The organism is Massilia sp. GCM10023247, assembly GCF_042653325.1.
GTDB lineage: Bacteria > Pseudomonadota > Gammaproteobacteria > Burkholderiales > Burkholderiaceae_D > Telluria.
Genome location: NZ_JBHSIB010000021.1, coordinates 39346 through 64599, shown reverse-complemented (window position 1 = coordinate 64599; position 25254 = coordinate 39346). Strand labels below are relative to the sequence as shown.

The 25254-nt window shown below is 67.6% G+C and carries 27 protein-coding genes; 7 read left to right on the top strand and 20 right to left on the bottom strand.

The genetic code is table 11. The features are described 5' to 3' along the window. Nucleotides 1-55: 55 nt before the first annotated feature. Genes mdcE through mdcA form a run of 5 tightly spaced genes read right to left on the bottom strand, consistent with a single transcriptional unit; the run spans nucleotide 56 to nucleotide 4594 of the window. Complete coding sequence (gene mdcE, locus ACFPAH_RS16445; RefSeq protein WP_379747429.1) at nucleotides 56-895, bottom strand: biotin-independent malonate decarboxylase subunit gamma; 840 nt, start codon at nucleotides 893-895, stop codon at nucleotides 56-58. Next, on the bottom strand, nucleotides 892-1740 hold the full coding sequence (locus ACFPAH_RS16440; RefSeq protein ID WP_379747426.1) for a biotin-independent malonate decarboxylase subunit beta: 849 nt from the start codon (nucleotides 1738-1740) through the stop codon (nucleotides 892-894). Before ACFPAH_RS16440 ends, mdcE begins: the two co-directional genes overlap by 4 nt. Further along, nucleotides 1737-2036, bottom strand: a complete 300-nt coding sequence (locus ACFPAH_RS16435) for a malonate decarboxylase subunit delta (protein ID WP_379747555.1) — start codon at nucleotides 2034-2036, stop codon at nucleotides 1737-1739. The genes ACFPAH_RS16440 and ACFPAH_RS16435 overlap by 4 nt, the downstream gene beginning before the upstream one ends. Before the next feature lie 18 nt (nucleotides 2037-2054). Next, nucleotides 2055-2933, bottom strand: coding sequence for a triphosphoribosyl-dephospho-CoA synthase (locus ACFPAH_RS16430; protein ID WP_379747424.1), 879 nt, complete (start codon nucleotides 2931-2933; stop codon nucleotides 2055-2057). Then, entirely contained in the window at nucleotides 2933-4594 is a 1662-nt protein-coding gene (gene mdcA, locus ACFPAH_RS16425; RefSeq protein ID WP_379747422.1) for a malonate decarboxylase subunit alpha, read from the bottom strand. Before mdcA ends, ACFPAH_RS16430 begins: the two co-directional genes overlap by 1 nt. Nucleotides 4595-4768: 174 nt before the next feature. Between mdcA and ACFPAH_RS16420 the strand changes: the two genes are divergently transcribed. Then, on the top strand, nucleotides 4769-5689 hold the full coding sequence (locus ACFPAH_RS16420) for a LysR family transcriptional regulator (RefSeq protein WP_379747420.1): 921 nt from the start codon (nucleotides 4769-4771) through the stop codon (nucleotides 5687-5689). Nucleotides 5690-5703: 14 nt separating this feature from the next. Here the strand turns inward: ACFPAH_RS16420 and ACFPAH_RS16415 are convergent, their stop codons facing one another. The 6 genes from ACFPAH_RS16415 to ACFPAH_RS16390 all read right to left on the bottom strand — a co-directional run bounded on the left by ACFPAH_RS16415 (nucleotide 5704) and on the right by ACFPAH_RS16390 (nucleotide 11062). Then, nucleotides 5704-6267, bottom strand: a complete 564-nt coding sequence (locus tag ACFPAH_RS16415; protein ID WP_379747418.1) for a hypothetical protein — start codon at nucleotides 6265-6267, stop codon at nucleotides 5704-5706. 16 nt (nucleotides 6268-6283) lie between these two features. After that, nucleotides 6284-7156: a hypothetical protein gene (locus ACFPAH_RS16410; RefSeq protein ID WP_379747417.1), complete on the bottom strand. Its 873-nt coding sequence runs from the start codon at nucleotides 7154-7156 to the stop codon at nucleotides 6284-6286. Between the two features lie 86 nt (nucleotides 7157-7242). After that, nucleotides 7243-7608 carry a VOC family protein gene (locus ACFPAH_RS16405; protein ID WP_379747415.1) on the bottom strand — a complete coding sequence of 122 codons (366 nt, stop codon included), beginning with the start codon at nucleotides 7606-7608 and terminating at the stop codon, nucleotides 7243-7245. A 53-nt stretch (nucleotides 7609-7661) separates the two neighbouring features. Next, nucleotides 7662-8450, bottom strand: a complete 789-nt coding sequence (gene otnI / locus ACFPAH_RS16400) for a 2-oxo-tetronate isomerase (RefSeq protein ID WP_379747413.1) — start codon at nucleotides 8448-8450, stop codon at nucleotides 7662-7664. A 191-nt stretch (nucleotides 8451-8641) separates the two neighbouring features. After that, entirely contained in the window at nucleotides 8642-10063 is a 1422-nt protein-coding gene (locus ACFPAH_RS16395) for a DEAD/DEAH box helicase (protein WP_379747411.1), read from the bottom strand. 219 nt (nucleotides 10064-10282) lie between these two features. Continuing rightward, nucleotides 10283-11062, bottom strand: coding sequence for an inositol monophosphatase family protein (locus ACFPAH_RS16390; protein ID WP_379747553.1), 780 nt, complete (start codon nucleotides 11060-11062; stop codon nucleotides 10283-10285). Nucleotides 11063-11237: 175 nt separating this feature from the next. On the opposite strand from ACFPAH_RS16390, the gene ACFPAH_RS16385 reads away from it, so the two are divergent. Together ACFPAH_RS16385 and ACFPAH_RS16380 are read left to right on the top strand one after the other, a co-directional pair. Continuing rightward, nucleotides 11238-11993: an RNA methyltransferase gene (locus ACFPAH_RS16385; protein WP_379747409.1), complete on the top strand. Its 756-nt coding sequence runs from the start codon at nucleotides 11238-11240 to the stop codon at nucleotides 11991-11993. Nucleotides 11994-12106: 113 nt separating this feature from the next. Further along, the gene (locus ACFPAH_RS16380; RefSeq protein WP_379747407.1) at nucleotides 12107-13159 is read left to right on the top strand and encodes a DUF5694 domain-containing protein; all 1053 of its coding nucleotides are present in this window, start codon (nucleotides 12107-12109) and stop codon (nucleotides 13157-13159) included. A 106-nt stretch (nucleotides 13160-13265) separates the two neighbouring features. On the opposite strand, the gene ACFPAH_RS16375 is transcribed toward ACFPAH_RS16380, so the two are convergent. After that, nucleotides 13266-14174, bottom strand: a complete 909-nt coding sequence (locus ACFPAH_RS16375; RefSeq protein ID WP_379747405.1) for a DUF2145 domain-containing protein — start codon at nucleotides 14172-14174, stop codon at nucleotides 13266-13268. Beyond that, complete coding sequence (locus ACFPAH_RS16370; protein WP_379747402.1) at nucleotides 14174-14641, bottom strand: hypothetical protein; 468 nt, start codon at nucleotides 14639-14641, stop codon at nucleotides 14174-14176. Before ACFPAH_RS16370 ends, ACFPAH_RS16375 begins: the two co-directional genes overlap by 1 nt. Nucleotides 14642-14962: 321 nt before the next feature. Here ACFPAH_RS16370 and ACFPAH_RS16365 point away from each other — a divergent pair, with 321 nt between their 5' ends. From ACFPAH_RS16365 to ACFPAH_RS16350, 4 genes are all read left to right on the top strand, one after another. Continuing rightward, nucleotides 14963-16288, top strand: coding sequence for an alpha/beta fold hydrolase (locus ACFPAH_RS16365; RefSeq protein ID WP_379747400.1), 1326 nt, complete (start codon nucleotides 14963-14965; stop codon nucleotides 16286-16288). 79 nt (nucleotides 16289-16367) lie between these two features. Continuing rightward, entirely contained in the window at nucleotides 16368-16826 is a 459-nt protein-coding gene (locus tag ACFPAH_RS16360; RefSeq protein ID WP_379747398.1) for a phasin family protein, read from the top strand. Between the two features lie 65 nt (nucleotides 16827-16891). Beyond that, complete coding sequence (locus ACFPAH_RS16355) at nucleotides 16892-17584, top strand: TetR/AcrR family transcriptional regulator (RefSeq protein WP_379747396.1); 693 nt, start codon at nucleotides 16892-16894, stop codon at nucleotides 17582-17584. A gap of 74 nt (nucleotides 17585-17658) precedes the next feature. Further along, nucleotides 17659-18210: a TIGR00730 family Rossman fold protein gene (locus tag ACFPAH_RS16350; RefSeq protein WP_379747394.1), complete on the top strand. Its 552-nt coding sequence runs from the start codon at nucleotides 17659-17661 to the stop codon at nucleotides 18208-18210. Between the two features lie 159 nt (nucleotides 18211-18369). On the opposite strand, the gene ACFPAH_RS16345 is transcribed toward ACFPAH_RS16350, so the two are convergent. The 7 genes from ACFPAH_RS16345 to ACFPAH_RS16315 form a co-directional block, all read right to left on the bottom strand. Continuing rightward, complete coding sequence (locus ACFPAH_RS16345) at nucleotides 18370-21141, bottom strand: EAL domain-containing protein (RefSeq protein WP_379747392.1); 2772 nt, start codon at nucleotides 21139-21141, stop codon at nucleotides 18370-18372. 10 nt (nucleotides 21142-21151) lie between these two features. Then, a complete protein-coding gene (locus ACFPAH_RS16340) occupies nucleotides 21152-21598 on the bottom strand; it encodes a phosphate ABC transporter substrate-binding protein (protein ID WP_379747390.1) in 447 nt (148 codons plus the stop codon). An 8-nt stretch (nucleotides 21599-21606) separates the two neighbouring features. Continuing rightward, complete coding sequence (locus ACFPAH_RS16335) at nucleotides 21607-22860, bottom strand: hypothetical protein (protein ID WP_379747388.1); 1254 nt, start codon at nucleotides 22858-22860, stop codon at nucleotides 21607-21609. 167 nt (nucleotides 22861-23027) lie between these two features. Continuing rightward, the gene (locus ACFPAH_RS16330) at nucleotides 23028-23546 is read right to left on the bottom strand and encodes a YgjP-like metallopeptidase domain-containing protein (protein ID WP_379747386.1); all 519 of its coding nucleotides are present in this window, start codon (nucleotides 23544-23546) and stop codon (nucleotides 23028-23030) included. A 190-nt stretch (nucleotides 23547-23736) separates the two neighbouring features. Next, entirely contained in the window at nucleotides 23737-24108 is a 372-nt protein-coding gene (locus ACFPAH_RS16325; RefSeq protein ID WP_379747384.1) for a KGG domain-containing protein, read from the bottom strand. Between the two features lie 127 nt (nucleotides 24109-24235). Continuing rightward, complete coding sequence (locus tag ACFPAH_RS16320) at nucleotides 24236-24784, bottom strand: hemerythrin domain-containing protein (protein WP_379747382.1); 549 nt, start codon at nucleotides 24782-24784, stop codon at nucleotides 24236-24238. A gap of 26 nt (nucleotides 24785-24810) precedes the next feature. Beyond that, nucleotides 24811-25209, bottom strand: a complete 399-nt coding sequence (locus ACFPAH_RS16315) for a phasin family protein (protein WP_379747380.1) — start codon at nucleotides 25207-25209, stop codon at nucleotides 24811-24813. Nucleotides 25210-25254: the final 45 nt, after the last annotated feature.

Below are 25254 nucleotides of genomic sequence, written 5' to 3'. Positions count from 1 at the left end.
TTGTTTTGGTTGTTGCGGTTGGTGTGGATGATTTGTCCGTGTCGTCGCGCTTCCTTTACGAATTCGATGATGGCGACTGCCACTGGGCGCGCATGCGCTCGCGGACCTGGCGCGAGGCGCTGCGGTTCTCGGCGGCGAGCCGTCCCGCGAGGCCCCGGCCGGGCGTGGCATGGATGTCTTCCAGCGCCGCCTGCAGGGCCTGTTCGACGTGGTCGACATCGTCGGCCGAGGGCGCATCGGCATCGGACACTGACAGCAGGCACCACAGCAGCCCGAGCGACGCATAGCTCTGGATATCGTAGGCCATCGGCGGCACTTGCGCGGCCAGGCTGTCGAGCGCTTCCACCGAACGCAGGGTGATGCGGGCTGCCGAGGCCTTGCTCATCGCATGCACGCTGACACCCGGATCGTCGAGCGCGATGATGCGGTTGGCCTGGTAACCATGGGCGAGGAAGGCCCCGGAAATGGCCTTGCCGACAAGCAGGGCAATCACCGGGTGGCCCGCCAGCCGGGCGTCGGCGTAGGCGGCGGCGGCCGCTGCCAGGGCCTGGTGGATGCCGAACGCCTCTTCCTGGCGGCCATAGGCCTGGCTGGTGACGTCGACCACGGCGATGATCGCGCTCTTGCGCTCGGGCCCGTACTCGGCTTCGGCCTCGACCAGCTCGCGCACCGCCCTGGCAATCTGCCACCCCTCGACCAGCCCGACTTCGCCGTCGCGCACGCGGGCAAAGCGGTTCTGCGGGTCAGGGACCACGGCGATGAAGCGCGCCGGCTGCCCGTTCGCCTCGGCGTCCGCGACCAGCAGGGAATCCGGGTACCCATGGGCCAGCGGGGAATTGCGCGTCAGCCGGGCGAACCAGGTCCTGCCGCGTTCCGAATGGACGGTCGTCATCATGGGGCTCCTTTCTTGTAGATGTGGCGTACCTTCTCGGGGCTGGCCTGGACGGTGGTGTCGACTTCCGCCAGGCAGCCGAGGTATTCGCGGTAGCGGTCGCTGCGATGGGTCTGCGGCACGCCCTGGCGCAGGCAATCCTCGACCGCCGCCAGGATCTGTCCGACGTCGTCCTGCACATAGGCGTCCACCAGGCCGGAGCGGTAGCGCTGCTCGCCGCCGGTCAGGCTCCAGATGAAGGGTTTGTCGCGGGAATCGAACTCTGCAATGCCTGCTTCCTGCTCGATCACCTGCGGGCCGTTCAGGCCGAGGCGCGCATCCCGTGTGCAGACGAGATAACTGCACAGCCCGGCGGCGATCGACATCCCGCCGTAGCAGCCGACGGTGCCGGCGCTGACGCCGATCACCGGTTGATAGCGGCGCAGGTCGGCAATGGCAGCGTGGATGTCGGCAATCGCGGCCAGGCCAAGGTTGGCTTCCTGCAGGCGCACGCCGCCGGTCTCGAACAGGATCACGGCGCAGGTCGGGATTCCGCGGCGGTTGTCGTCGGCCGCCAGTTCCAGGGCAGCGGCGATCTTCGCGCCGCCGACTTCTCCCATGCTGCCGCCCTGGTAGGCGCCTTCGATGGCGAGGACGACGGCCGGCCGCCCGCCGATGCTGCCTTTGGCCACCACCACGCCGTCGTCGGCCTGGGCCGTGATGCCCTGCCGCTCGAGCCAGGGCGACTTGATGCGGTCGAACGGACCCAGCAGTTCATGGAAGGAACCGGCGTCGAGCAGTGCCGCCGCGCGCTGGCGGGCATTGAGCTCGATGAAACTGGCGCGCTGTCGAAAATCGCTTGTGCTCATGGCTTTCTTGCCTCCTCCATCGCTTCTTCCAGGCGCATGCGCACCACGCCCGGGGTCGCGCCGCAGTCGTTGATTTCGATTGCCACCGCCGGCAAGCCGGCTACCGAGAACATCCGCTCCAGGACGGCGTTCCAGACCTGTTCCTTGCCGTTGACCGAGGTGTTGACCGTGATGCTGGTGGAGCCGGCAGTGTTGGGCTCGACCAGCACTTCCAGGTCGCCGGAGCCGACCACCCCGGCCATGGCGCGCCGCGGCGCCGGGGCGCCGGCGGCAAATTGACGCATAAAGTGTTCCATCATTTCATCCTTGCAATGTCAGTTCGATCGTTCGTGCTGGAGCCGGTCCAGGAACAGGGCGGCGGCCAGCAGGTCGGCCGCGCCGCCGGGCGACACGTTCAGCCCGAGCATCAGCTCGTCCAGCTTGCGCAGGGCGCGTTTGCCCCCGGCACGGCCGGTGCCGCCGGCTGCCAGCACCTGCGCCGCGCCGTCCTGCACCGCGGCCAGGGCAGCCGTGCCGCCGCGGGACAGCACACAGGTATCGTCGAGTTGCGCGATCAGTGCCAGCAGGCAGTCCAGGCGCGCCGCCATCTCATGGCTTCCCTCCTGGCGCGAGCGGCGCAGTTGGGGCAGGGCGACCTCGATCACGGATGGGAAGCCGGCCTGCGCCTGTGCGCGTGCACCGCCGACGCCGTAATTGCGGCAGGCAGCTTCGCCCTTGTTGCCGGTATGAGTGGGTGCAAAGCGGTCGGGACAGCGTGCGATCGCACCGGCCCGGCGCGCGATCTGCGCCGGACTGGCCTGCGCCGCATCCTGGGCCGCGGCCGTCACCAGCAGGCCCAGTGCCCAGATCGCGCCCCGATGGGTATTGATGCCGCCGGTCGCCTCCAGCATGGCCGTTTCGCCCAGGCGGCCGATCTGGCCGATCCGGACCCGCAGCGCCGGCAGGTCACGCATCCGGCTGCCGGCCTGGGCCAGCAGGTGGAAGGTCGGATGCAGCGCGCGCGCCGAATGGCACATCAGCGTCCAATCCATGTCGCGATGGGCGCCGCGGCCGCGCAGGTCGACCAGGCCCGGCTTGGGCGTGAGCATGGCTTCGTCGACCAGGGCCGCCACCGCGGTATCGGCCAGCAGGGTCGGACAGGGCGCCAGCGGCAGGCAGGGCGCGCCGCTATCGAGCAGGAGAGGCGCGTCCATTACCAGCTCCTGAACTTGGCCGGGGGATCGTACAGTCCGTCCGACCAGTCCACCAGGTCGCCGACGCTCTTGGCCGCCAGCAGCGAGCGGGTGGCGTCGGCGCGCTGCACGCCGATGTCTTCGGGCAGGGCGATCAGGCCGGCGCTGCGCAGGCGCGCAGTCTCCTTCGGATCGTGGCGCAGGCCGACCGGCGTGACCCCGGCCACCGCGGCGAGCATCGCCTTGCGTTCTTCGAGCGAGCGCGCCTTGTACAGGTAGGCGATGCCTTCCTCGGTCAGCACGTGCGTCACGTCGTCGCCGTAGATCATCACCGGGGCGAGCGGCATGCCGGTATCGTGGCCGACCTGGACCGCGTCCAGGGTTTCCACGATGCTGGGCTGGCCGTTGTCCTGGAAGGTTTCGACCATCTGCACGACCAGCTTCTTGCCGCGCGCCATGGGGTCGGTGGCGTCGATCATGTCCATCCAGGCCGGGGTGGCGTGGCGCCGTCCGCGCGGATCGTGGCCCATGTTGGGGGCGCCGCCGAAACCGGTCAGGCGGCCGCGCGTCACGGTCGACGAATTGCCCAGCCCGTCCATCTGCAGCGTCGACCCGATGAACAGGTCGACCGCATACTGCCCGGCGAGCTGGCACAGCAGCCGGTTCGAGCGCAGCGAGCCGTCGCGGCCGGTGAAGAAGACATCCGAACGGGCGGCCACATAGTTTTCCATCCCCATTTCGGCGCCGAAGCAATGGACGCTTTCCACCCACCCGGATTCGATGGCCGGGATCAGCGTCGGGTGGGGATTGAGGGTCCAGTTGCGGCAGATCTTGCCTTTGAGGCCAAGTTGCTCGCCATAGGTGGGGAGCAGCAGTTCGATGGCGGCGGTATTGAAACCGATGCCGTGGTTCAGCGATTGCACCTGGTGGCGCTCGTACACGCCGCGGATCGCCATCATGCCCATCAACACGTGCACCGGCTTGATGAGGCGGGGGTCGCGGGTGAACAGCGGCTCGATGAAGAAGGGCTTGTCCGACTGCACCACGAAGTCGATCCACGAGCCGGGGATGTCGACCCGCGGCAGGTCGCCCGGGTCGTCGACGATCTCGTTGACCTGCGCGATGACGATGCCGTTGCTGAACGCCGCCGCTTCCGTCAGGGCAGGGGTGTCTTCGGTGCTCGGGCCGGTGTACAGGTTGCCCTGGCGGTCGGCCTTGTAGCCGGCCACCAGCACCACCTGCGGCCTCAGGTCCACGTACAGGCGCGCATACAGCTCGACATAGGTGTGGATCGCGCCGACTTCGAGCTGGCCGTCCTTCAGGTATTGGGAGATGCGCAGGCTCTGGGCGCCGGCATAGGCGAAATCGAGCTTGCGCGCGATCCCGAGTTCGAACAGGTCGAGATGCTCCGGCAGGCTGACGCTGGGCATGATCAGGTGCAGGTGGTTGACCTTGTCCGGATCCACCTGGACCAGGGAACGAGCCAGGAAGTCCGCCTGCTTCTGGTTGTTTCCTTCCAGTACCACGCGGTCGCCGGGGGAAATCAGGGCTTCCAGCGCGGGAACGATCTGGTCGGTGGCGATCACCCGGCCGCAGGCATAGGCTTGTGCCAGTGCGAGCCGGCGCTGCTTCTCCTGGCGCCGTTTGTCCCACCTGGGCGGAACTTGTGCTTCGATTGTCATTCTGTCTCCTACGAAACCGTCATCGTGGAGATCACGATAGTAGGAGTTCAACAGGCCATCAATCAAGGTGGCAGCCAGTTCGTTAGGGTCAGGTTAATGATTGCGATTCTCCCCGGACGCGGGGGCGTGTTGTATGCTCCTGCGGATAGCGCTGCCTACGCCCTCGAACAGACGATGATCATCAACGAAGAAATCACACTCAAGAAGCTCGAAATTTTCCTTACCTTCATGCAGGTAGGCAATCTGACGCGGGCGTCGGAGCTGCTCGGGCAGAGCGCGGTCAGTGTCCACCGCGCCCTGCATACGCTCGAAGAAGGGCTGGGCTGCCCGCTGTTCAAGCGCGAGGGGCGCAAGCTGATCGCGCTCGAGACGGCGCATGTGTTTGCCGAATATGCGAAAGAAACCATCGAGGCCTGCGAAGAGGGCGTCAAACGTGCCCGCGAGGTGGCCGGCTTCAACGCGCCCAAATTGCGCATCGGCACGCTGCATTCGCTGACCCTGCACTGCATCCCGCGCATCATCGTGGAACTCAAGCTGCGCAGGCCCGACCTGGACGTCAACCTGACCATGGGCTCGAACCAGGCCCTGCTGCGCGACCTGGCCGACGGCAACCTGGATGCGGTGATCATCGGCTTGATCGAGCCGGCCGGCGGCAGCGACTTGGTCTCGGTCCCGATCTTCGACGACGCGATTTACCTGGCCGTGCCGGCGCAGTCCGAATATGCCCGCCACGCCGAGATCGACCTCGCCCAGATGAAAGACGAGAAGTTCCTCGTGCTCAAACAGGGTTTCGCGACGACGCACAGCTTCGTCCAGGCCTTCGAACGCAGCGACTTCGCGCCCACCATCGCCATGGAAGTGAGCGACATCTTTTCGCTGATTAACCTGGTGAGTGAAGGGATCGGATTTGCGCTGCTGCCCGGCCGGATCGCTTCGTTCACCTCGCGCATCAAGCTGGTGCCGCTCGCGTCCAAGTTTGCGGTGCAGCAGTCGATTACCCTGCTCTTTTCCAGGAGCCGCGAACGCGACCCGAATCTGCTGGCGCTGGCGGCCGAATGCAGGATGTATGCACGGCGAAAAGGGCAGGCCGAGTAAACGGCGCCGGCGCTTTATGTCTTCTTCGGCCCCGAGCTGCCCTCGATGGTCTTGAGCTGGGTATGGACCTTGTCGAGCGCCATGATGATCGGCACGGCCTGGCCGGTGGCGGCGGCGCCCGCCAGGTGCAACAGGCCGGCGACCAGCCCGACCGCATTGCCGATCTGCCCGATCTTGCGGATTTTCTCCGCGGCTTCCTTGGTCAGCGCCACGATGTTCTGCTGCGGCTTGCCGAGCGACTTGACGATGAAGGTGGCGGCGTCCGCATACAGGCCGTTGGCGCGCTGGCGCAAGATCAGCTCGTCTTCGAGCAGGGCGCGCGCGGTGGCTTGCACCTGGTCCGGCACCGGCTTGCCCTCGTAGGCGCGGATGTCGCGCAGGATGCGTTCGTGTAGCTGGTCGGCGCAGGCCGACAGCTGGTCCGCCAGTTCCACGATGTGGGGCACGCTGGACAGGCCGTTGGCAGCCCCGTCCTTGCCGGCTGGCGGAGCAGGGTTCGGCGCCGCGGCGGCGCTGTCCTGTGCATCGTCCACCTGGTCCGCGCCCGCAGCCTCGCTCGCATTCGTTTCGTTCGTCATGCCGCCTCCTGAATGATCAATCGCTCGCGAGGCCTTCGCGGATCATCCGCAGGTCGCGTCCATAATTGCCCAGCATGCGCCGCACGTCCGCTTCGGACAGCCGGTGCAGGTTTTCGCGCAGTTTCTGGTGCCCGAGCGCCACCTTGGTCAGGCCTTGCAGGGCCAGGTCGTAGCGCCGGTCGACGAGCTTGTACTCGCTCGCCTTGTTCAGGTAGTGGACCTTGGCCAGGGTGACGAGCATGCGCTCGTCGCGGCCCTTGGCGAAGGGCAGCTCGACGTCGAAGATGCCGAGGATGGTCTTCTTTTCGTTTTCGTTGGTCTTGTAGTAGAGGCGGGTCAGCGAGATCATCGCTTCGAGCAGGGCCTGGACGTCGGCATCGCCGTCGCGCACCATGCTCTCCACGCTGCGGTTCTGGTAGCCCGACGCGATGACCCGCGTCAGCAGCCGGGTCAGCCCGGTATAGGCCGTGATGTGGCGCTGCTGCAGGCCCGACTCGGCATTGGCCTTCAGGCCGTTGCCGAGGTCGTCGATCTGCGCGCTCAGGTCGTAGCGGGTGTCGCCGGCCAGCAGGCTCAGCGTCTGCATGTAGAGCACCAGCGCCTTTTGCACGCTGACGAAATCTTCGTAGACGGCGCGCCGCCTGGCGTCGTTTTCCCGCGCCAGCTTGTCGGCGCCGGCGGGCAGGTAGGGTTGCTCGCGCTCATAGGTGTCGCGGTAGCGGCGCGACAGTTCGCCGTAGCCGCCCAGTTTTGCCGACGCATCGGCGAATTCGCGCACCTCGGTCAGGCTGACGGCGCCGCCGGTGGTGCCGCAGCCGCCCAGCAGCAGGTTGATCCCGAGCAGGCCGGAGGCGATCCCACAGCGGAGAGCAAGGCGAAATGAAGTCATCAGGTCCTCTCGAAGCGGCGAAGATGCCGGACGGAAAGACCTTATTTTGTCGAACGCCGCAATCTGCGGCGTTGTCGTTAATCAACTCAAGCGACCTTGTTGCGGTCGAAATGGGGATTTTCGATGATGCCGAACAGGTTGCCGTAAGGATCGCGCACGGTGGCGACCCGGATCCCTTCGCCCACATCCTCGACCGGCGACTCGACCGTGGCGCCGAGGCCGGTCAGGCGGGCCAGCTCGGCTGCGGCATCCGGCGTGCCCCAGTAGGCGGTGGCGCCGGTCGCGCCGGGCGTGCCGTCGGGCACCAGGCCCAGTTCGAAGCCGCCGACCTCGAAGCCGACGTAGAAGGGCTGGTCGAAATAGGGCGCCCGCTCGAGTACCTGGCGGTACCAGTCGGTCGCCTCGGCAAGCTGGGTGACGGGATAAATAACGGTACGCAAGCCCTGGATCATGTTTGTCTCCTTGTTATAAGAGCAAGCATGGTGCCGCAGGGCGTGGCGCTTGTCTAGCCTTCCTGTCCGGCCAGCTCCGAGCGCCAGCCGAGTCCGTCGACGGTGCCGGCGCGCGGCGTGTACTCGCAGCCGAGCCAGCCGTCATAGCCGAGCTCGTCGAGCAGGGCGAACAGGTAGGGGAAGCGGATCTCGCCGGTGCCAGGCTCATGGCGGCCCGGCACATCGGCGAACTGGATGTGGCGGATCAGGGGCAGCAGGGTACGCAGGCTGTCGGCCAGGTCGCCTTCCATGCGCTGCATGTGATAGAGGTCGAATTGCAGGAACAGGTTGTCCATCCCGCACTCGGCAATGATGGCGGCGGCCTGGCGCGAGCCGGTCAGGAAATAACCGGGCACGTCGCGGTCGTTGATCGGCTCGATCAGCAGGTCCAGGCCGCGTTCCTTGAGCTTGCCGGCGGCGAACTTCAGGTTGGCGACATAGGTGTCGTGGGCGCGCTCGCGCGGTACGTTGGGCGGTATCTTGCCGGCCATGCAGTGCAGCATGCGCACGCCGAGGTCGTCGGCATAGTCCAGCCCCAGCTCGACGCTGTCCTGGAACTCCTGCACGCGGCGCGGATCGCAGGCCATGCCGCGGTCGCCCGCCGCGAGGTCGCCCGGCGGCAGGTTATGCATGACGAGTTGCAGCTGGTAGCGCGCGAGGCGCCCGGCGATCCATTCCGGCTCGCAGCTATACGGGAACTGGAACTCGACCGCGTCGAAGCCCGCCGCGCGCGCGGCCGCGAAGCGGTCGAGGAAGCTGAGCTCGGGAAACAGCGTGCTCAGGTTGGCGGCGAATTTGGGCATGGACGGGCTCGGATGTTGTCAGTCCGCTATCGTAACATCCGGGGGTGAAACGCGCCCCGGGAACGCAATCGTGCGGCCGGTCGCGGTGGGCTTTTGCACGGTGGGCTCTCGAGCCTACGCGCTACGTCCGCTGCAACAAAAAGGGCGGGCCGGAAAGCCGGACCGCCCTTATTCTTCACTGCACGCAGGGATTAACGGCCGCGGTTGCCCTGGCCCGAGCTGCTGGCCGGACGCGGGCCACGGCCTTGGCCGTTGCCGCCACGGCCGCCGCCATTGCCGTTACCGGCTGCGGCAGGACGCGCGCCGCCATTGCCGGCCGCTGGCGAACGGCCGCCGCCGTTACCGGCGCCCGCGCTGCGCGGCTGGCCCTGGCCACGGCCACCGCCGCCTGGACGGCCGCCACGGTTGCCGTGCCCCGGCGCGCCGCTGCGCAGCTGTATCGGCTGGGCGCGTGCGGTCGGGTCCGGCTCGAAGCCCGGGATCACGTGACGCGGCAGCGTCTGCTTGATCAGCTTTTCGATGTCCTTCAGCATGTCGTGCTCGTCCACGCAGACCAGCGACACGGCTTCGCCGGTGGCGCCGGCGCGGCCGGTACGGCCGATGCGGTGCACGTAGTCTTCCGGCACGTTCGGCAGGTCATAGTTGACCACGTGCGGCAGCTGGTCGATGTCGATGCCGCGCGCGGCGATGTCGGTCGCGACCAGCACCTGCAGGCTGCCGTCCTTGAATTCGGACAAGGCCTTGGTGCGCGCGGTCTGGCTCTTGTTGCCGTGGATCGCCATGGCGCCGATGCCGTCCTTGCCGAGCTGCTCGACCAGCTTGTTGGCGCCGTGCTTGGTGCGGGTAAACACCAGCACTTGGCTCCAGTCGTTTTCCTTGATCAGGTGCGAGAGCATCGGGTGCTTCTTGTCGCGGTCGACCGGGTGGATCTTTTGCGAAATGACTTCGACGGTCGAATTGCGGCGCGCCACTTCGATCGAGGCCGGGTTGTTCAGCAGCTTGTCGGCCAGGGCCTTGATCTCGTCCGAGAAGGTGGCCGAGAACAGCAGGTTCTGGCGCTTCGGCGGCAGCACGGCCAGCACTTTCTTGATGTCGTGGATGAAGCCCATGTCGAGCATGCGGTCGGCTTCGTCGAGGATCAGGATCTCGACTTTCGACAGGTCGACGGTACGCTGGCCGACGTGGTCGAGCAGGCGGCCCGGCGTGGCGACGAGCACGTCGACGCCTTGCTTGAGCAGCTTGATCTGCGGGTTGATGCCGACGCCGCCGAAGATGACGGCCGAGTTCATGTTGGTGTACTTGCCGTACAGGCGCACGCTTTCCTCGACCTGGGCCGCGAGTTCGCGGGTCGGGGTCAGGACCAGGGCGCGGATGGCGCGTGGGGAAGTCTTGCTTTTCTGGGCGGCGCCGACGGCATCGGTCGACAGGCGCTGCAGCAGCGGCAGGGTAAAGCCGGCGGTCTTGCCGGTGCCGGTCTGGGCGCCGGCGAGCAGGTCGCCGCCGCCGAGCACGGCGGGAATCGCCTGTGCCTGGATCGGGGTCGGCGTGGTATAGCCTTGTTCAGTGACAGCACGAACGATAGCGTCGGACAAGCCGAGGGTAGCAAATGACATAGACTCTTCTGGTGAGGTTGATTCCGCCGCGGCGCAAGCGGCGCCAGGAGCGGAGGGGATATATCGATGCCCGGTCAGGAGCACACCACGCGCGCACCACAATGGAGGCGCCGGGTTGTCGATTATAGGGAAATTATTGCGCGGTGGAAATACTGGAGTGCCTGCCATACGACCGCACTGCGCGGCGGTCGTCTGGCCAAGTCCGCTATTTTACGCTAATTACGCAAACGGGACCATCAGCGGGATCATCTGGGCAAACACCTTCGGGCCAGCGGCGATGATGTCGCCCTTGTTCAGGTAGCTCGATTCGCCGTTGAATTCGCCGACGATGCCGCCCGCTTCGGTCACCAGGAGGGAACCGGCAGCGATATCCCAGATTTTCAGGCCTTTCTCGAAGAAGGCGTCGACGCGGCCGGCGGCCACGTTGGCCAGTTCCAGCGCGGCCGAGCCGCTGCTGCGCACCCCGTGGCAGCGCGAGGCGACGACTTCGTACATGCGCAGGTATTCGGCCAGCGCGCGCGGGTCCGGACCGTGGCCGGCGGCGACCAGGGCCTTGCCGATGCGGTCGTGGTTCTTGACGCGGATGCGCTTGTCGTTGAGGTAGGAGCCGGCGCCCTTGCTGGCGGTGAACAGGTCGTTGCGGACCGGATCGTAGATGACGGCTTGCGTGATCACGCCGCGCTGTTGCAGCGCAATCGAGATGCAGAAGTTAGGGTAGCCGTGCAGGAAATTGGTGGTGCCGTCGATCGGATCGATAATCCAGACGTATTCGCTGTCGTCGTTCAGGTTGCGCGACGGACCCGATTCTTCGCCGAGGATGGCGTGGGTCGGGTAGGCCTTGAGCAGCGTTTCGACGATCGCTTGTTCGGCTGCCTGGTCGACGTCGGTGACGAAGTCGTTGTGTTGTTTTTCAGAGACCGTAATACGGTCGAGGTCGAAAGACGCGCGGTTGATGACGGTTGCGGCGCGACGAGCGGCCTTGATGGCCGTATTGAGCATTGGATGCATATTAGCTGTTTCCCTGAAAAAAACGGAGATGCCCACGGGGCAGCAAGCGCCGTGGACCGTCGAATACGAGAGTGAATTAAAGAGCAAAGCGGCGTCGAACCCGTTAAAATCCCGGCCTTGTTTGCCAGAACCTACCGTCCGTCGCCGCGCGATGGCGCTATTTTAAATGAACCCGCCTGATTCCGACACGACTCTTTTCACCCGCCTGCGGTTTGTACTCGTCGAAACTAGCCGCGCCGGCAACATCGGCTCGGTGGCGCGCGCCATGAAAACCATGGGTTTCACCGAGCTCGTGCTGGTCGCCCCGCGCGGCGAGGATCCCCTGAACGACCCGGAAGCGGTGGCCTTCGCCAGCGGCGCAACCGACGTGCTGCAGGGCGCGCGCATCGTCGGCACCATCGGCGAGGCCCTGGAGGGCTGCAATTTCGCGGCCGCCGTATCGGCCCGCCTGCGCGAATTCTCGCCGCCGGTATGGACGCCGCGCGCCTTCGCGGGCCACGTCGCAGGGCAGGGCGAGCTTGCCCCGGCCCTGATCTTCGGCAACGAGCGGGTTGGACTGCCGAACCAGATCGTCGAGCAGTGCAACGTTCTCATCAACATTCCCGCCAACCCGGCCTATTCCTCGCTGAACCTGTCGCAGGCGGCCCAGGTGCTGGCCTACGAATGCCGGATGGCGGCGATCGGCGACAGCCTGCCCCAGTCCGGCATCGGCTTCCAGGGCGATGCCGCCAGTTTGGAGCAGGTCGAGGGCATGTATGCCCACCTGGAACAGGCGCTGGTGGCGATCGGCTTCCTGAATGCCGACAATCCGAAGAAACTGATGCCGCGCCTGAAGCGCTTGTTTTCGCGCACCGGGCTCGAGACCGAAGAGGTGAATATCCTGCGCGGCATCGCCAGCCAGATCCTCAAGCGCCGGGACTGAGTCCGTTCCTCCTTTTCGCCGTCCTGCTACCCGAAAACCGCGTTTCGTCCGGGCATTGTTGTGCCGGTCTTGCTGCTTGCCTATATTGTCCATTTTGACAACAGGAGCAGACGATGCAGACATGGACAAAACGGGGCCTGACATTCATTGCGGCATTGCCGTTCGCCGTCCAGGCGCAGGTCGACCTGACCAGGCTCGACCGCGATATGCACGGGCCGCGCGCCCAGGTGCTGGTACTGGGCACGATGCACTTGCGCGAGATGCCGGAGGGATTCGATCCGGCTTCCCTGAACGGCTTGCTCGACCGGCTGGCGGCGTTCAAGCCGGGCATCATCACCATCGAGACGGAACCCGGGGAGGAGTGCGACACGGCGGCGCGCCATCCCGCAAAATACGGCGCCGACTATTGCCCCTCGACCGAGGCGGCGCAGGCCGCGACCGGACTCGACATGCCGGCCGCGATGGCCGAGGTCGTCAAAACCCTGAAAGCCTGGCCCGCGCAGCCGGACCCGGCCCAGCGCCGCCGCCTGGCCGCCCTGTTCATGGCGGCGAACGACCGCGCCTCGGCCTATGTGCAGTGGCTGCAACTGCCGGAAGCCGAGCGCCGGGCAGGGAACACGCTGAGTCCGGCGCTGGTGGAGCAACTCGTCCAACTTGGCCGGTTCAATAACGAGTCCTACCTGATCGCCGCGCGCCTGGCGGCCTGGCTCGGCCTGCAGCGGGTGCATGCGGTCGACAACCATAGCGGCGACCTGCTCGATCTACCGGACAAGCAAGCCTTCATGCGCGCCCTGGAGCAGGCCTGGGCCGCGAGCGGGGCGGAGCTGGCGGCGCGCCAGAAGCGGGAGGAGCCGCTGCAGCGCGCGCGCGACCTGTTGCCGCTCTACCGCGCGCTCAACACCCCGGAGACCATGCGCGTGTATGCCGAGGCGAATGTCCTGGGGCCGATGCGCTCGACGTCGCCCGAAGGCTATCCGCAGATCTGGGTCGCCGGCTGGGAAGTGCGCAACCTGCGCATGGTCGCCAACATCCGCGAAACCTTCCGCGAACGCCCCGGCGCGCGCGTGCTGGCCATCGTCGGCGTCTCGCACAAGCCCTGGTTCGACAGCTGGCTCGGCCAGTTGCAGGGCGTCGATATCGTGGATGCGGCGAAGGTGTTGCGGTAGGGTGGAGCGGGCAGCGAACCGCTCCCGACTCCACGCGTAAACCCGGATCAGCCGACTGCCCGGCCTCTCCAAGCTTCACCGCAGGCCAGCCAACTGCCCCGCATGCTCAGGGCGCCAGCGCAATCACCTCGTCACCCGCCTGCGGTACGCACTGGGCGCCCAGCGGCTCCCAGCCGCGGCGCACGACGATGCGGTCCTTGTCGTGGCACAGCTCGACACGGCGGGCCGCCGGCGCCTGGCGCCGCACGAAGGCTTCGATGGCGGCCGGCGTGCTCACCTGCAGCGCCAGCGCATGGATGTCCTCGACCGGGTGGTCATTCACGTGCACCAGCGGCACGAACTGGCCGGCAAACATCATCAGGTGCGAGGGCACCTTGACCGGTCCGGCCCGGTAATCGTGGGCGCGCAGCCAGGCTTGCGCCTGTTCGCGGGTGCCTGCCTGCGCACCGAGGCCGCCCCAGCTGCTGGCGAGCAGCTCCGCCACCCACTGGTTGCAGTTCTGGTAGCGGGTGCCGAAGGCAAAGGCGTTGGCGCTGTACTTGCCCGCCAGCAGGGCCAGCGCGAGCGGCTTGTCGAGGGCGGTCCTCGCCAGCCGGGCGCCGTCCGCTTCCGGCAGGAAGACGAGCGACATGTGGCCGCGGCTTGGCGCCTCGGCGCCGAGGGCGAAGCCGGCCACGCCCTGGTCGAACAGGCGCGGGCGCGATTCGTCGCAGGCGTAGTAGAGCTGGCGCACGGCCCAGGGGCTGCCGGGATTGTCGCGCAGGGCGATGCCGGCGTGCGAATACAGCAGGCCGAAACGGCTCAGGTCGAGTCCGGCGCGCGCGATCAGGGCGGCCTGGGCGCCGGAACGCTCGAGTTCCTGCCTGACGACGCCGGCAAAACGCAGCACGCGGTCCTGGTCGGCCGCCGAGATCTCGACGCTCCGCTCGCAGAAAGTCGGGATGCCGGCCCAGGCCCCGCTGCTCGCGCACAGCGCGGCGGCGGCCAGTGCCGCCTGCAGCGCGCCATTACGCATCAGATCGCGACTTTTTGCGAGCCCAGTTCGCGGTACCAGGCATCCTGCAGCGCCAGGAAGAAGGCTTGCCGGGTATCGGCGTGCGCGAACTCGTAACCGTAGACGCGCTCGTTGACCTGGACGATCTCGCCGGCGTTCACGCCGCGCGCCGCCAGCGCGCGGTTCGGCACGTCGAGCGTGAACTCGCGCGCCGCGCCCACGGCGCGCAGGGTCATGCGCGTCGTGCCGGGCTTGGCCGGCGCCTCGGCGATGTCGATCACGCGGTACTGGCCGGCCGCCACGCGCTCGTTGCCGCCCGAGCTGTTGCTGGATGCGCCGATCGAATCGGAGACGCTGCCCGACGAGGCCGAACCGGCGCTGGAGGCGGACGACGCGGCGGTGCTGGCGGCATGGGCGGGCAGGGTGGAGGCGGCGAAGGCGGCGCAGGAAGTAGCCAACAGCGCGCGCGCGAGGAGATGCGAGGTCATGAATGTTCTTTCGTAGTCGAGCTCAATACCGCTATGGTACAAGCCCGCGGCAGCGCTGAGAAGGACAGCGCCAATCGAAACGCGTCGCGCAGCCCGGACGGCAGGGGCTGGCTTGCAAATAAAATTTGCAATTTAATCGCTCTATGCGAACAATATTTGCATGCGCGCCGGGCTTGCCGGGTTTTCGAGGAGATGCTCCAGCCCCGTCCGCCTGCAGTCCTCTTCCTTTGTCGTACACTGGGAAGATAACAACAGGGATGCCGAACATGCAGAGCAAACGCAGATACTTCCTGCCGGCGCAGGCCCGGGTGGAGCCGTGACGTGATCAGCGCGCGCAGCATGTTGCGGCGCCTGCTGCTGGTGCAGGCGGTGGCGGGAACGGCGATCGGCCTGGCCGGCTGGCGCTGGTTCGGCGCCTCGCCCTGGGAAGCGCTCGGGCTGGGCCTGGGCAGCGTGGTGCTGGTGCGCCTCGCGATCAACATGAACAACTTCCTGCTCAGTGCCTGCTTCGCCAGCCCGACGCCGCCCGAGTTCCGGCTTGGCTTCGCGGCCCGCCTGCGCCTGCTGGCCGAGGAATTCAAGACCAGCATGCTGCACACCTCCTGGTTCATGCCGCGCGCGGCGGCCTGCGTGCGGATCTACGACAGCGAGCGCGGGCCGTCTCATGTACCCGTGCTGCTGGTGCACGGCTACGGCTGCAACAGCGGCTACTGGGCCTACCTGATCCCGCGCCTGGACCGTGCCCGCATCAGCCATGCGAGCGTCGACCTCGAGCCGGTGCTGGGCGACATCGACGGCTATGTGCCCCTGGTGCAGGAAGCGGTCGAGGAACTGTGCCGGCGCACCGGCGCCGCGCAGGTCGCGCTGGTCGCCCACAGCATGGGCGGCCTGGTGGTGCGGGCCTGGATGCGGGCCCATGGCACGGCCCGGGTGGCGCGCGTCATCACCCTCGGCACACCCCACCACGGCACCGGCATGGCCCGCTTCGGCCGCGGCCCGAACGTGCTCCAGATGCGCTGGAACCGGGGCGCGGCCAGCGACTGGCTGCAGGAGCTCGGGCGCAGCGAAGGGCCGGCGGCGCGCGCCCTGGTCACCTCGATCTACACCCACCACGACAACATCGTCTCGCCGCAGACCTCGAGCCTGCTGCCGGGCGCGCGCAACATCGCCTTCGGCGGCGTCGGCCACGTGGCGCTGGGCTGCAACGCGCGCGTGCTCGACACGGTGATGGCCGAACTGGCGGCGCTGGCCCCGGCCCCGGCCGCTCCCGGCCTGCTGCTGGTGGACGACGACGCCTTCATGCGCGCGCTGCTGCAGGACACCGTGCAGGGGCAGGGCTGGCGCGTGTTCGTGGCGGCATCGGGAGCAGAAGCGCTGGCGCTGCTGGAGCGCGAACCGATTGCCGTCGTCGTCAGCGACCAGCGCATGCCGGGCATGAGCGGGGCCGAGCTGCTCGAGCAGGTGCGCCGGCGCCATCCGGCCACCTTCCGCATCCTGCTCTCGGGCGAGCAGGAAGAGGGCGCCATCGCCGCGGCGCTCGCCGGCGGCGCCGCCGACCGCTTCCAGGCCAAGCCCTGGTCGGGCGCCGCGCTGCTGGCGCTGTTGTGCCACGCATTCGAGGAACAGCGCAAGCGTGCACTCATTTAAAATGGCGTTTTAGAATCAGATCTCTATTGTGCGGACCTACAATGGCCGCATACGCATGAGACGCAGCGGGCGGAAAGCAATGAGCAAGAACATCAAGGAACTCGAGCAGGAAGAAGAAGCGCTCGCGCGCGCCGTGCGCAGCTCGGCCCAGCAGATCTGGCAGGCCGGCCTCGGTGCCTTCGCCAAGGCCCAGCAGGAGGGCGGGCGCGAATTCACGCGCCTGGTGCGCGACGGCAGCGAGCTGCAAAAGCGCGCGCGCCAGGTCGAGGACGCGACCGGCACCGTGGCGCGCAAGGCCGAGCGCGCGAGCCGGCGCACGTCGAGCTCCTGGGGCAAGCTGGAGCAGGTGTTCGAGGAGCGCGTCGCGCGCGCGCTGGCCACCATCGGCGTGCCGGCCCCGGGCGAGATGGAAGCCTTGCGCATCCGCGTCGACGAGCTGGAACGGCTGGTGGCCGCGCTTGCGGACAAGACGGCGGCATCCAGGCCGGCGGCGAAACGCGCAGCGCGGACGCCCAAGCCGGAAAACGACGGGGAATAAGCCAACTGCCGCCGGTCCCAGGCTTGATGATATGCTTGCGGGCGACACCAACCATGCCACCTTCCATGCTACAGAAAGCTCCACGCCGTACCCGTGAACGCATCCTCGAGCTGTCGCTCAGGCTGTTCAACGAGTTCGGCGAGCCGAACATCACGACGACCGTCATTGCCGAGGAGATGAACATCTCGCCCGGCAACCTCTACTATCACTTCCGCAACAAGGACGACATCGTCAATTCGATCTTCGTGCAGTTCGAGGCCGAGATCGGGCGCATCCTCACGGTTCCGGCCGGGCGGCGCTCGAACATGGAAGACGTCTGGCTCTACCTGCACCTGATGTTCGAGCTGATCTGGCGCTACCGTTTCTTCTACCGCGACCTGAACGACCTGCTGTCGCGCAACCGCAAGCTCGAGCTGCACTTCAAGGCCATCCTCGCCCACAAGATCAAGGTCGCGCGCCAGTTGTGCGAAGACCTGCGCAGCGAAAATTCGCTGGAGGCGAGCGACGCCCAGATCGGCGCCATGGCGACCAACATGGTGGTCGTGGCCACCTATTGGCTGTCCTACGAATACGTGCGCAACCCGCGCAAGTACAGCGAGCAGCAGGCGATCGCCGACGCGCTGGCGCGCGGCTGCTACCAGGTGCTGTCGATGCTCGGTCCCTACCTGCGCGGCGATACGAGCCTGCTGTTCGAGAAGCTGTCCGAGGAATATCTGAAAAAACTCGCCGACGACGGCCGCGACCCCGACGCGGGATAAAACCGTCCATGGCGGCGTTGCGGCGTCTTGCCGCGGACGGTTTTCTCCAGCGCCCTCAATTTTTTGGAATACGCATGAAATCGATAGCTGTCTATTGCGGCGCCTCCAGCGGCGCGCGTCCGATCTACGCCGAAGCGGCGCGCCTGCTCGCGCGCGCGCTGGTCGAGCACAACATCGCGCTGGTCTACGGCGGCGGCAAGGTCGGCCTGATGGGCGTGATCGCCGACGAAGTGCTGCGCCTGGGCGGCGAAGCGACCGGCGTGATCCCGAAGGCCCTGGTCGAGCGCGAGGTCGGCCATGCCGGGCTGACGCGGCTGTTCGTGGTCAAGGACATGCACGAGCGCAAAGCCATGATGGCCGAGCTCTCGGACGGCTTCATCGCCATGGCCGGCGGCATGGGCACGCTCGAGGAACTGTTCGAGATGCTGACCTGGGCCCAGCTGGGCATCCACGCCAAGCCGATCGGGCTGCTCAATACGGAGGGCTTCTACGACGGCCTGACCGGCTTCGTGCGCCACCAGCAGGAAGAGGGCTTCGTGCGCCCGGCGCACGCGGCGCTGATGAATGTCGATGCGGATGCCGGGGCGCTGGTCAAGCGCCTGCGCGAGGCGGCGGGTATCCGGTAGGGTGGACGGCTCGACCCGGATGCATGGGACTATGCTGGCGTCGGGCCGTCCACGCGTTCAGCCATCTCCTGCCCGGCCGCGACGGATCGGATGTGATTGGAACGCGTGGGCGGCGCAGCCGTTCCGGGGACGCCTGCTTGGCGGGTGGAGCCGGCCACCCTACGTCAATGCCAGCGGCTGGCGTTCCGCCTCGGGAGTCTCGGCGACAGTGCAAGAACGCGAGCCCACGCGCGCCGTCTGCCGGTCGAGCAAGGCCTCGATCTCGTCTGCCGGCACCGGACGGCTGAACAGGTAGCCCTGCATCTCGTCGCATTCGTTCGCGCGCAGGAAGGCGCGCTGCTGCTCGGTTTCGACGCCCTCGGCGATCACGCGCAGGTTGAGCTTGTGGCCGAGCGAGATCACGGCCATCGCGATCGCCTGGTCGTCCGCGTTGTCGGCCAGCTCGCTCACAAAACTCTTGTCGATCTTCAGGCGGCTGATCGGGAAGCTCTTCAGGGACGACAGGCTCGAATAGCCGGTGCCGAAATCGTCGATCGACAGCGACACGCCCATGTTTTTCAGCTCGCGCATCTTCGCGACCGACTTCTGCAGGTCGCGCATGATGAGGCTTTCGGTGACTTCGAGTTCGAGCAGTTCCGGACGCAGGCCGCTGGCCTCGAGCGCGGCCGCCACCCGTTCCACCAGCCGCGCTTCCTCGAACTGGCGCGCCGAGACGTTCACCGAGATCGTCACCGGCGGCAGCCCGGCGTCGACCCAGGCGCGGGCCTGGCGGCAGGCTTCGCGCACCACCCAGTCGCCGATCTCGACGATCAGGCCGCTTTCCTCGGCCAGGCCGATGAAGCGCTGCGGCGGCACCATGCCGTGTTCGGGATGCTGCCAGCGGATCAATGCCTCGACCCCGAAAATGGTCCCGTCCTTCAGGTCCACCTTGGGCTGGTAGAGCAGGCGGAAGCCGCCCCTGGCGCCGTCCGGACGCCCCTCCAGGGTCGCCTGGACGGCGTTGCGCAGGCCGTCGAGCAGCACCAGCTTTTCCTCGACGCTGGCATTCATCTCGCGGGTGTAGAACTGGAAGTTGTTGCTGCCCAGGTCCTTGGCGCGGTACATCGCGGCGTCGGCGTTCATCAGGAGCGCGGTGGCGTCGGCGCCGTCGCGCGGGTAGCTCACCACACCCATGCTGCAGCTGACCTGGACCACCTGGCCGGCCACTTCGACCGGCTCGGTGACGGCCAGGCGGATCTTTTCGAGCAGCCGCGCCAGCGCCTGCATATCGTTTTCGCCGTGCCCGTGGCCCGGCAGCAGGATCACGAATTCGTCGCCGCCGAAGCGCGCCAGCGTGTCGTTGCGGCGCAGGCAGCCGGCCATGCGCTTGCTGACGATCTTGAGCAGCTCGTCGCCCGCATTGTGGCCGAGGCCGTCGTTGACCAGCTTGAAACCGTCGAGGTCGATGAAGGCAAGGGCGACCGGCTGGCCGTGGCGCGCGGCGTCGCCGATCGCCTCGTCGATGCGGGTATGCATCAGGTTGCGGTTCGGCAGGCCGGTCAGTTCGTCGTGGTGCGCCATGTGGAAAATGCGTTCTTCCACCTGCTTGCGCTCGGTGATGTCGCGCACGATGGCCACCACGCCGCCTTCGACCGCCACCACCTGGCGATGCAGCCAGCGTCCGCTGGCCCGGCGCTTCGAGGCCTGCCACTCGCCTTCGCGCGGCTGGCCGTCGGTAGCGACCTGGGCGACGTCGGCGAAGATGCCGTTGTCGCGGTAATGCGGCAGCATCTCGGAGGCGCGCATGCCCTGCATCTCGGCGCGCGACAGGCCGATGATGTCCTCGGCGCGCGAGTTGGTGGCCTCGACCAGGAAGTCTTCCACCTTGCCGCTGGCGTCGCGCACGGTGCGCAGCACGAAGAAGGCGTCCAGACTGCCTTCGGAGGCGGCGGCATAGGTTTCCTGGGCGCGCCGCGCGCGGGCCCTGGCCTTGGCCAGCTGCCACGACCAGACCGACACCAGCGTCACCACCAGCAGCAGCAGCGCGCTGGCGCCGCTGGCGACGGCGAGCCAGGTGCGCCGCGTCTGCTCGTAGGGCGCAAACTGTTCCGGCTGCGACAGGCCGGCCACGATCGCCAGCGGGAACCCGTGCAGGCGCTTGACGCTCGTGTAGCGTTTGACGCCGTCCGGCCCGCGGTGGATGGTGACCGTGCCGTCCGGCGCGTTGCCCAGGCCGATGCGCTGGCCCCAGCTGACGTCCTCGCCGACGCGCATCGCGCGCATCACGCCGTCGGTCCCGGCCAGGCCCAGCAAGCCCTGGTGGCCGTCGCGCGCCGGCTCGTAGGCGCTGGTGAAATACGATGGATCGGCCTCGACGATGGCGATGCCGGCGAAGCGGCCCGCCGCGTCGTTGATGCGGCGCGTGAAATGCAGGTGCGGGTCAAGCTTGCTGCTGTCGGCAACGGTCGCGCCCACGAAGGGCAGGCCGAGGTTGTTATCGCGGTGGTACAGGAAATAGGCGGCGTTCGAGACGTCCTGCCCGGTATCGTCCGGGTTGCTGGCGACCACGCGCCCGCGGCTGTCGGCGATCGCCACCACGAACACCAGGCCAGACGGCAGCAGGTTTTGCCGGCGCAGGGCGGGCAGGGCGCCGGCCGCCCCTTCCAGCTCGACCGCATACTTGAGCACCTTGAGGGTCTGGTCGATCCCGCCCAGGCTGCGCGCCATCTGTGCCTCGTAGGTGTCGATGCGCTCGCGGGTCGCCGCGCGCGCCGCGGTGCCGGCGGCCAGGTGGTGCTCTTCGACGAAACGCAGGGTCAGGCCCCAGATGCCGATGAGCAGCACCAGCGCGAACAGCGGCAGCGAGATGTGCGTGTCGAGGCCGCGTCCCAGCAGGCGTGCAAGGCGGGAGCGCGGCGTGTGGGCCCGGAGGGCGGCGGGGGCGGATGTCATGCGGCGCCTCTCAATGCACCAGCAAGACCTGGCGCACGGTCGGGTCGAGCGCCTCGCGGTCGATGTAGCCGATCGCGCCCGGATCGCTGGCCACGGCCTGGCGCACGGCGGCATTGCCGGCCAGTTCGCGCGGCGGCTGGCCGCGTCCGGTGAAGATCATCTTCGACCAGTGGGCCTTCAACAAGGCGGGGGTCTTGCCGGCCACGCGCTGGTAGAAGCCGTCGCGCTGGCCGCTGCCGATCGGCTGGTCGACCGCGGTGGCAATGCTGCCGTCGGGGAAGCGCGCCGTCTGGCCGAGGAAGATGGCCGCCACCTGGTCGGCGGCCAGGGCCTCGACCGGGCTGTGTGCGGAAACGATGACGACCAGCTCGCCCGCCAGCGCGGGCGCGCCGGACAGGAGCAGGGTGATCGCGGCCAGGAGGGCTGCTGCGCGCGAGCGCAAGACAGATATCGACATGGCCGCCCTCAGAACACGAAGTCGAGGAGGACGCTGTTGACCAGCGCCGTGCGGTCCGAGGCAAAGCCCCGGACCGAATTGACCAGCATCCCGCGCGAGCCCATGCGCGGCGTGACCCGTTCGTGCTGCAGCTTGAGCGCCATGTTCGGCGCCAGGTCCCAGCGCAGGCCCAGCATCAGCGTCGACTGCGAGGGCACCGCGCGCAACACGAGGTCGACGTTCGCGTTGAGCACGGCGGCGGCGGCGGCCTGGGCGCGCGGCAGGCCGGCCAGCGGCAGGAAGTGGGGGCCGGGCGGCGGCGTGCCCCAGACGCGGGCATAGCCGGCGTAGGGCGTGAAGTCGCCGCGGCGCAGGCCGCCGCCGACATAGGCCGAGCGGGTCTTGCCGAGATAGGAGGGGACTTTCGAGCGGCCCGCTTCGCCCGTCACGAACCAGGGACCCGGATCGTAGTCCAGGCCGACGCTCATCGCCGTGGCGCGCTTGTCCTCGGTCGCCAGCCGGCCCGAGATGTCGCGGCCTTGCGGTCCGAACGCGTTCAGGCCCTGGAACAGCTCGGGAAAGAGGGTGATCGTGATGCGCGTCGTGATCAGGGACACGCGCGCGCTGACGTCGCCCCGCTCGACCGTGTGCGAGAGGCCCGCGAGGGCGTTCCCGCGCAGGCGCGCGCTGCCCGCGAGCCGCATGTCGGTATAACCGTAGAAGGCCTGGGTCGTGCTGCGCAAGCCGTCGCCCTCCCAGTGCCAGGTGATGTCCGCACCGTCGCTGTTGGTGATCGGCAGCACGCCATAGACTTCCAGCGGCGTGCGCGCCCACGGATAGGCATAGCCCACCTTGCGGTAGTCGGCGGCGATGAACATCGGCATGGCGATGCGGCCCAGGCGCAGCGCCAGTTCCGGGGTGGCCTGGTATTTGATGTTGGCCCATTCGACCTCGGGTCGGTAGCTGCCGTCGAGGCGCTGCTCGCTGACCACCTGGACCACGCCCGACCAGCGCGAGCCGAAGCTGAGGTCGAGCTGGGCGCCGAGGGTGCTGTCGACATGGCGGCTCCAGGCGCCGCTGCGGCCGGCGCCGGAGGCTTTCGTGGCCGCGGCCGTGAAGTCCGCGTTCTTTTCGTCCGAGTGCACCACGCCGGCCGTGCCGAAACCGGAAAATTTCCAGTCGGGCGAGGCCGGCCCGGCATGCGCGAGCGCGCACAGGGAGAACAGGAGGCTGGCGCAGGCAGCGCCCGGCAGGAAACTGGCGGCGTGGTCGGTCAGATGCATGGGCTTTCGTCAGTCGGCGTGCGTGCCCGCCGCTGTCGATCGGGCGGCGCATGCATATTGCACATTACGGTAGGGACTGTAGCGAACGCACTGTTGAAAGTCGAATATATTTATTCGAGGAAACGATCTACCGTTGCAATATGTTGCAAAGCGGCAACACAATCAGATCAGTTCTCTGCCAGCCACAAGCGTTCGCCGCCATGTTCCATGTGGGTGAGGTAGAGGCGCAGGTCGAGTTCGAACTGGTGGTAGTGCGGCTCCATCCAGCAGCACAGCTTGTAGAAAGCCTTGTCGTGCTGCTTTTCCTTCAGGTGGGCCAGTTCGTGCACGGCGATCATGCGCAGGAATTCGAGGGGCGTGTCGCGGAACACGCTGGCGATGCGGATTTCGTGCTTGGCCTTGAGCTTGCTGCCCTGGACGCGCGAAATGGCCGTGTGCAGGCCGAGCGCATGCTGGACCACGTGGATCTTGCTGTCGTAAGCCACTTTGGCGATGGGTTCGGCATTGCGCAGGTAGTCGAGCTTGAGTTCCTGCACATAGTCGTAGAGCGCGCGGTCGGTGCGCAAGCCGTGGGCGCGCGGATAGCGCGAGCGCAGGACAGCGCCCAGGCGTCCTTCGCCGAGAAGGGCCGCGGCCTGCTGGCGCAGGGCGTCGGGGTAGGCGGTCAGGTAACGGAGCTCTTGCATAGGGGCGGAAATGTACCACAGCGCCCTTGCCCTTGCTCGCTGCCGGCTCCGGCGGCAGCGCGAGGCGATCGAAGGAAACCCGAGGCGGCAAGGGGCCCCGGGGTGGTGTGGAAGGCGGCGCGGGTGTACGCGTGCATGCGGCCAGCATGCGGCCCGCGCCGGCCGGGCGCACCGGAGGCGGTGCGCGTGTTTATTGTTCCTTGCCGCCCTGGCGGCTGCCGCCCTTGGCCGTGCCGCCGGCTGCTGCTGCTGCCGCTGCCCGGCTGGCCGACTGCCGGCTTTCGCCGCCCTTGCGGCCGATGTCGGCCATGTGTGCACGGTTGCGGCTCACGGCCTCCCCGCCTTTCTGGCCGGCGCGGCGCGCTTCTTCGGAATCGAATTCGTGCGCCGTGCCTTTCTGGTGCGCTGCCTGGCCACCCTTGCTGGCGATTTCGCGCTGCTGGTTCTGATCCATCGCCGCGAAACCGCGCTTGGCTGGTCCGCTACCGCTGCCGCCACCGCTCTTTTGCGCGCTGCCGCCGGAGCTGCCCGCGCTCTTGCCGCTCTCCTTGCTTGTCGCCATGTCGCTCTCCTGGTTGCCCTGCAGTGAAGGAAGTAAGTGCAAAGTACGTAAGTGCAGCATTGCTGCGCTCGTGCGGTTAGAGACACCGACTGTTTGATAGTTCCCTGAGCTTGCCGCTCGATGTTGCCTAGTCGGGAGCGCGCGGTGCCGAACGCCGGCCCTCGTGCGGCTCCATCGTATCGGGCGCGCCCGCAGACGCGTCGAAGTCGTCGAGCCCGGCGCGGCGCGCGGCCATCCGCAGGCCCAGTGCCTCCAGGTCGAGCTGCGCGGCGCGTGCCGCGTCGAACAGCTCGCTCTCCTCGATGGCCGTGTGGTGTTCGACTTCCTCGGCCAGCACCGCGACGGTGGCCTCGAAATGTTCGTCGCCCGGGTACATGACCTCGAGCTGGCCGATCAGCTCGCGCGCGCCGGCGTGGTCCAGCTCGGCTTCGTCGAGCAGGTCGTCGTCGCCCAGCGCCGCGCGCAGGGCCGGATAGAAAATCTCTTCCTCGAGCATGCTGTGCACGGTCAGCTCGTAGCAGATGTCGTCGACCAGTTCTGCCTTGCGCTCGTCTTCGTCCTCGATGCCGCGCAGGCTGTCGAGTTCAATGAACAGCAGGCGGACCCGCAGGTGATCGCGCCGCAGCAGCGTGAGCGCGTCGGCCGACGCGTGCGGATGTGTGCCAGTGGATGCCATGTGACCTCCGTCCGGGTTCGGTGGCGCTAGCCGGCCCGGCGGGCGGCGCCAGGCTGCCCGGAGGGGTCGGTATTGTCCGCTGCCTGGCGGGCGGCCTGCCAGCTGCCGTCGTTGGCGTCGTGGGCGAGGGTGGCGCCGCTCGCGGCCAGCACCCGCATGACGCCGCTTTGCCAGCTGCGCCAGTGCTCGGCTGCCGGCTGGGTCACGCGCATCGTGGCCGAGATCATCTGGAACGGGTCGCGGCAGGCGGCCAGCGCGCGCCCGAGCTCCATGCCGTCGTCGACCAGCTGGCGCGCCGCCTGCAGGTTGAGCGCGCCGAGCTGGCCGAAGGCATCGACGCTGTGGCGCGACAGCTGGGTAAGGAAGTCGACCTGCGTTTCGAGCTGCGCGCGCAGGGCCGCACTGTTGGGGGGAGTGACTTGCATGGAATCCTCGACGTGAACGGTGAATGAAAGGGCGTGCTCCGCAAC

Coding starts and splice junctions, on each gene's coding strand:
- ACFPAH_RS16355 (WP_379747396.1), top strand. CDS start 16,892: ATGCTACAGAAAGCTCCACGCCGTACCCGTGAACGCATCCTCGAGCTG.
- ACFPAH_RS16415 (WP_379747418.1), bottom strand. CDS start 6,267: ATGACGAACGAAACGAATGCGAGCGAGGCTGCGGGCGCGGACCAGGTG.
- ACFPAH_RS16420 (WP_379747420.1), top strand. CDS start 4,769: ATGATCATCAACGAAGAAATCACACTCAAGAAGCTCGAAATTTTCCTT.
- mdcA (WP_379747422.1), bottom strand. CDS start 4,594: ATGACAATCGAAGCACAAGTTCCGCCCAGGTGGGACAAACGGCGCCAG.
- ACFPAH_RS16405 (WP_379747415.1), bottom strand. CDS start 7,608: ATGATCCAGGGCTTGCGTACCGTTATTTATCCCGTCACCCAGCTTGCC.
- ACFPAH_RS16375 (WP_379747405.1), bottom strand. CDS start 14,174: ATGCGTAATGGCGCGCTGCAGGCGGCACTGGCCGCCGCCGCGCTGTGC.
- ACFPAH_RS16395 (WP_379747411.1), bottom strand. CDS start 10,063: ATGTCATTTGCTACCCTCGGCTTGTCCGACGCTATCGTTCGTGCTGTC.
- otnI (WP_379747413.1), bottom strand. CDS start 8,450: ATGCCCAAATTCGCCGCCAACCTGAGCACGCTGTTTCCCGAGCTCAGC.
- ACFPAH_RS16315 (WP_379747380.1), bottom strand. CDS start 25,209: ATGCAAGTCACTCCCCCCAACAGTGCGGCCCTGCGCGCGCAGCTCGAA.
- ACFPAH_RS16390 (WP_379747553.1), bottom strand. CDS start 11,062: ATGCTCAATACGGCCATCAAGGCCGCTCGTCGCGCCGCAACCGTCATC.
- ACFPAH_RS16350 (WP_379747394.1), top strand. CDS start 17,659: ATGAAATCGATAGCTGTCTATTGCGGCGCCTCCAGCGGCGCGCGTCCG.
- ACFPAH_RS16330 (WP_379747386.1), bottom strand. CDS start 23,546: ATGCAAGAGCTCCGTTACCTGACCGCCTACCCCGACGCCCTGCGCCAG.
- ACFPAH_RS16410 (WP_379747417.1), bottom strand. CDS start 7,156: ATGACTTCATTTCGCCTTGCTCTCCGCTGTGGGATCGCCTCCGGCCTG.
- ACFPAH_RS16345 (WP_379747392.1), bottom strand. CDS start 21,141: ATGACATCCGCCCCCGCCGCCCTCCGGGCCCACACGCCGCGCTCCCGC.
- ACFPAH_RS16320 (WP_379747382.1), bottom strand. CDS start 24,784: ATGGCATCCACTGGCACACATCCGCACGCGTCGGCCGACGCGCTCACG.
- ACFPAH_RS16430 (WP_379747424.1), bottom strand. CDS start 2,933: ATGGACGCGCCTCTCCTGCTCGATAGCGGCGCGCCCTGCCTGCCGCTG.
- ACFPAH_RS16335 (WP_379747388.1), bottom strand. CDS start 22,860: ATGCATCTGACCGACCACGCCGCCAGTTTCCTGCCGGGCGCTGCCTGC.
- ACFPAH_RS16385 (WP_379747409.1), top strand. CDS start 11,238: ATGAACCCGCCTGATTCCGACACGACTCTTTTCACCCGCCTGCGGTTT.
- ACFPAH_RS16325 (WP_379747384.1), bottom strand. CDS start 24,108: ATGGCGACAAGCAAGGAGAGCGGCAAGAGCGCGGGCAGCTCCGGCGGC.
- mdcE (WP_379747429.1), bottom strand. CDS start 895: ATGATGACGACCGTCCATTCGGAACGCGGCAGGACCTGGTTCGCCCGG.
- ACFPAH_RS16370 (WP_379747402.1), bottom strand. CDS start 14,641: ATGACCTCGCATCTCCTCGCGCGCGCGCTGTTGGCTACTTCCTGCGCC.
- ACFPAH_RS16360 (WP_379747398.1), top strand. CDS start 16,368: ATGAGCAAGAACATCAAGGAACTCGAGCAGGAAGAAGAAGCGCTCGCG.
- ACFPAH_RS16380 (WP_379747407.1), top strand. CDS start 12,107: ATGCAGACATGGACAAAACGGGGCCTGACATTCATTGCGGCATTGCCG.
- ACFPAH_RS16435 (WP_379747555.1), bottom strand. CDS start 2,036: ATGGAACACTTTATGCGTCAATTTGCCGCCGGCGCCCCGGCGCCGCGG.
- ACFPAH_RS16440 (WP_379747426.1), bottom strand. CDS start 1,740: ATGAGCACAAGCGATTTTCGACAGCGCGCCAGTTTCATCGAGCTCAAT.
- ACFPAH_RS16340 (WP_379747390.1), bottom strand. CDS start 21,598: ATGTCGATATCTGTCTTGCGCTCGCGCGCAGCAGCCCTCCTGGCCGCG.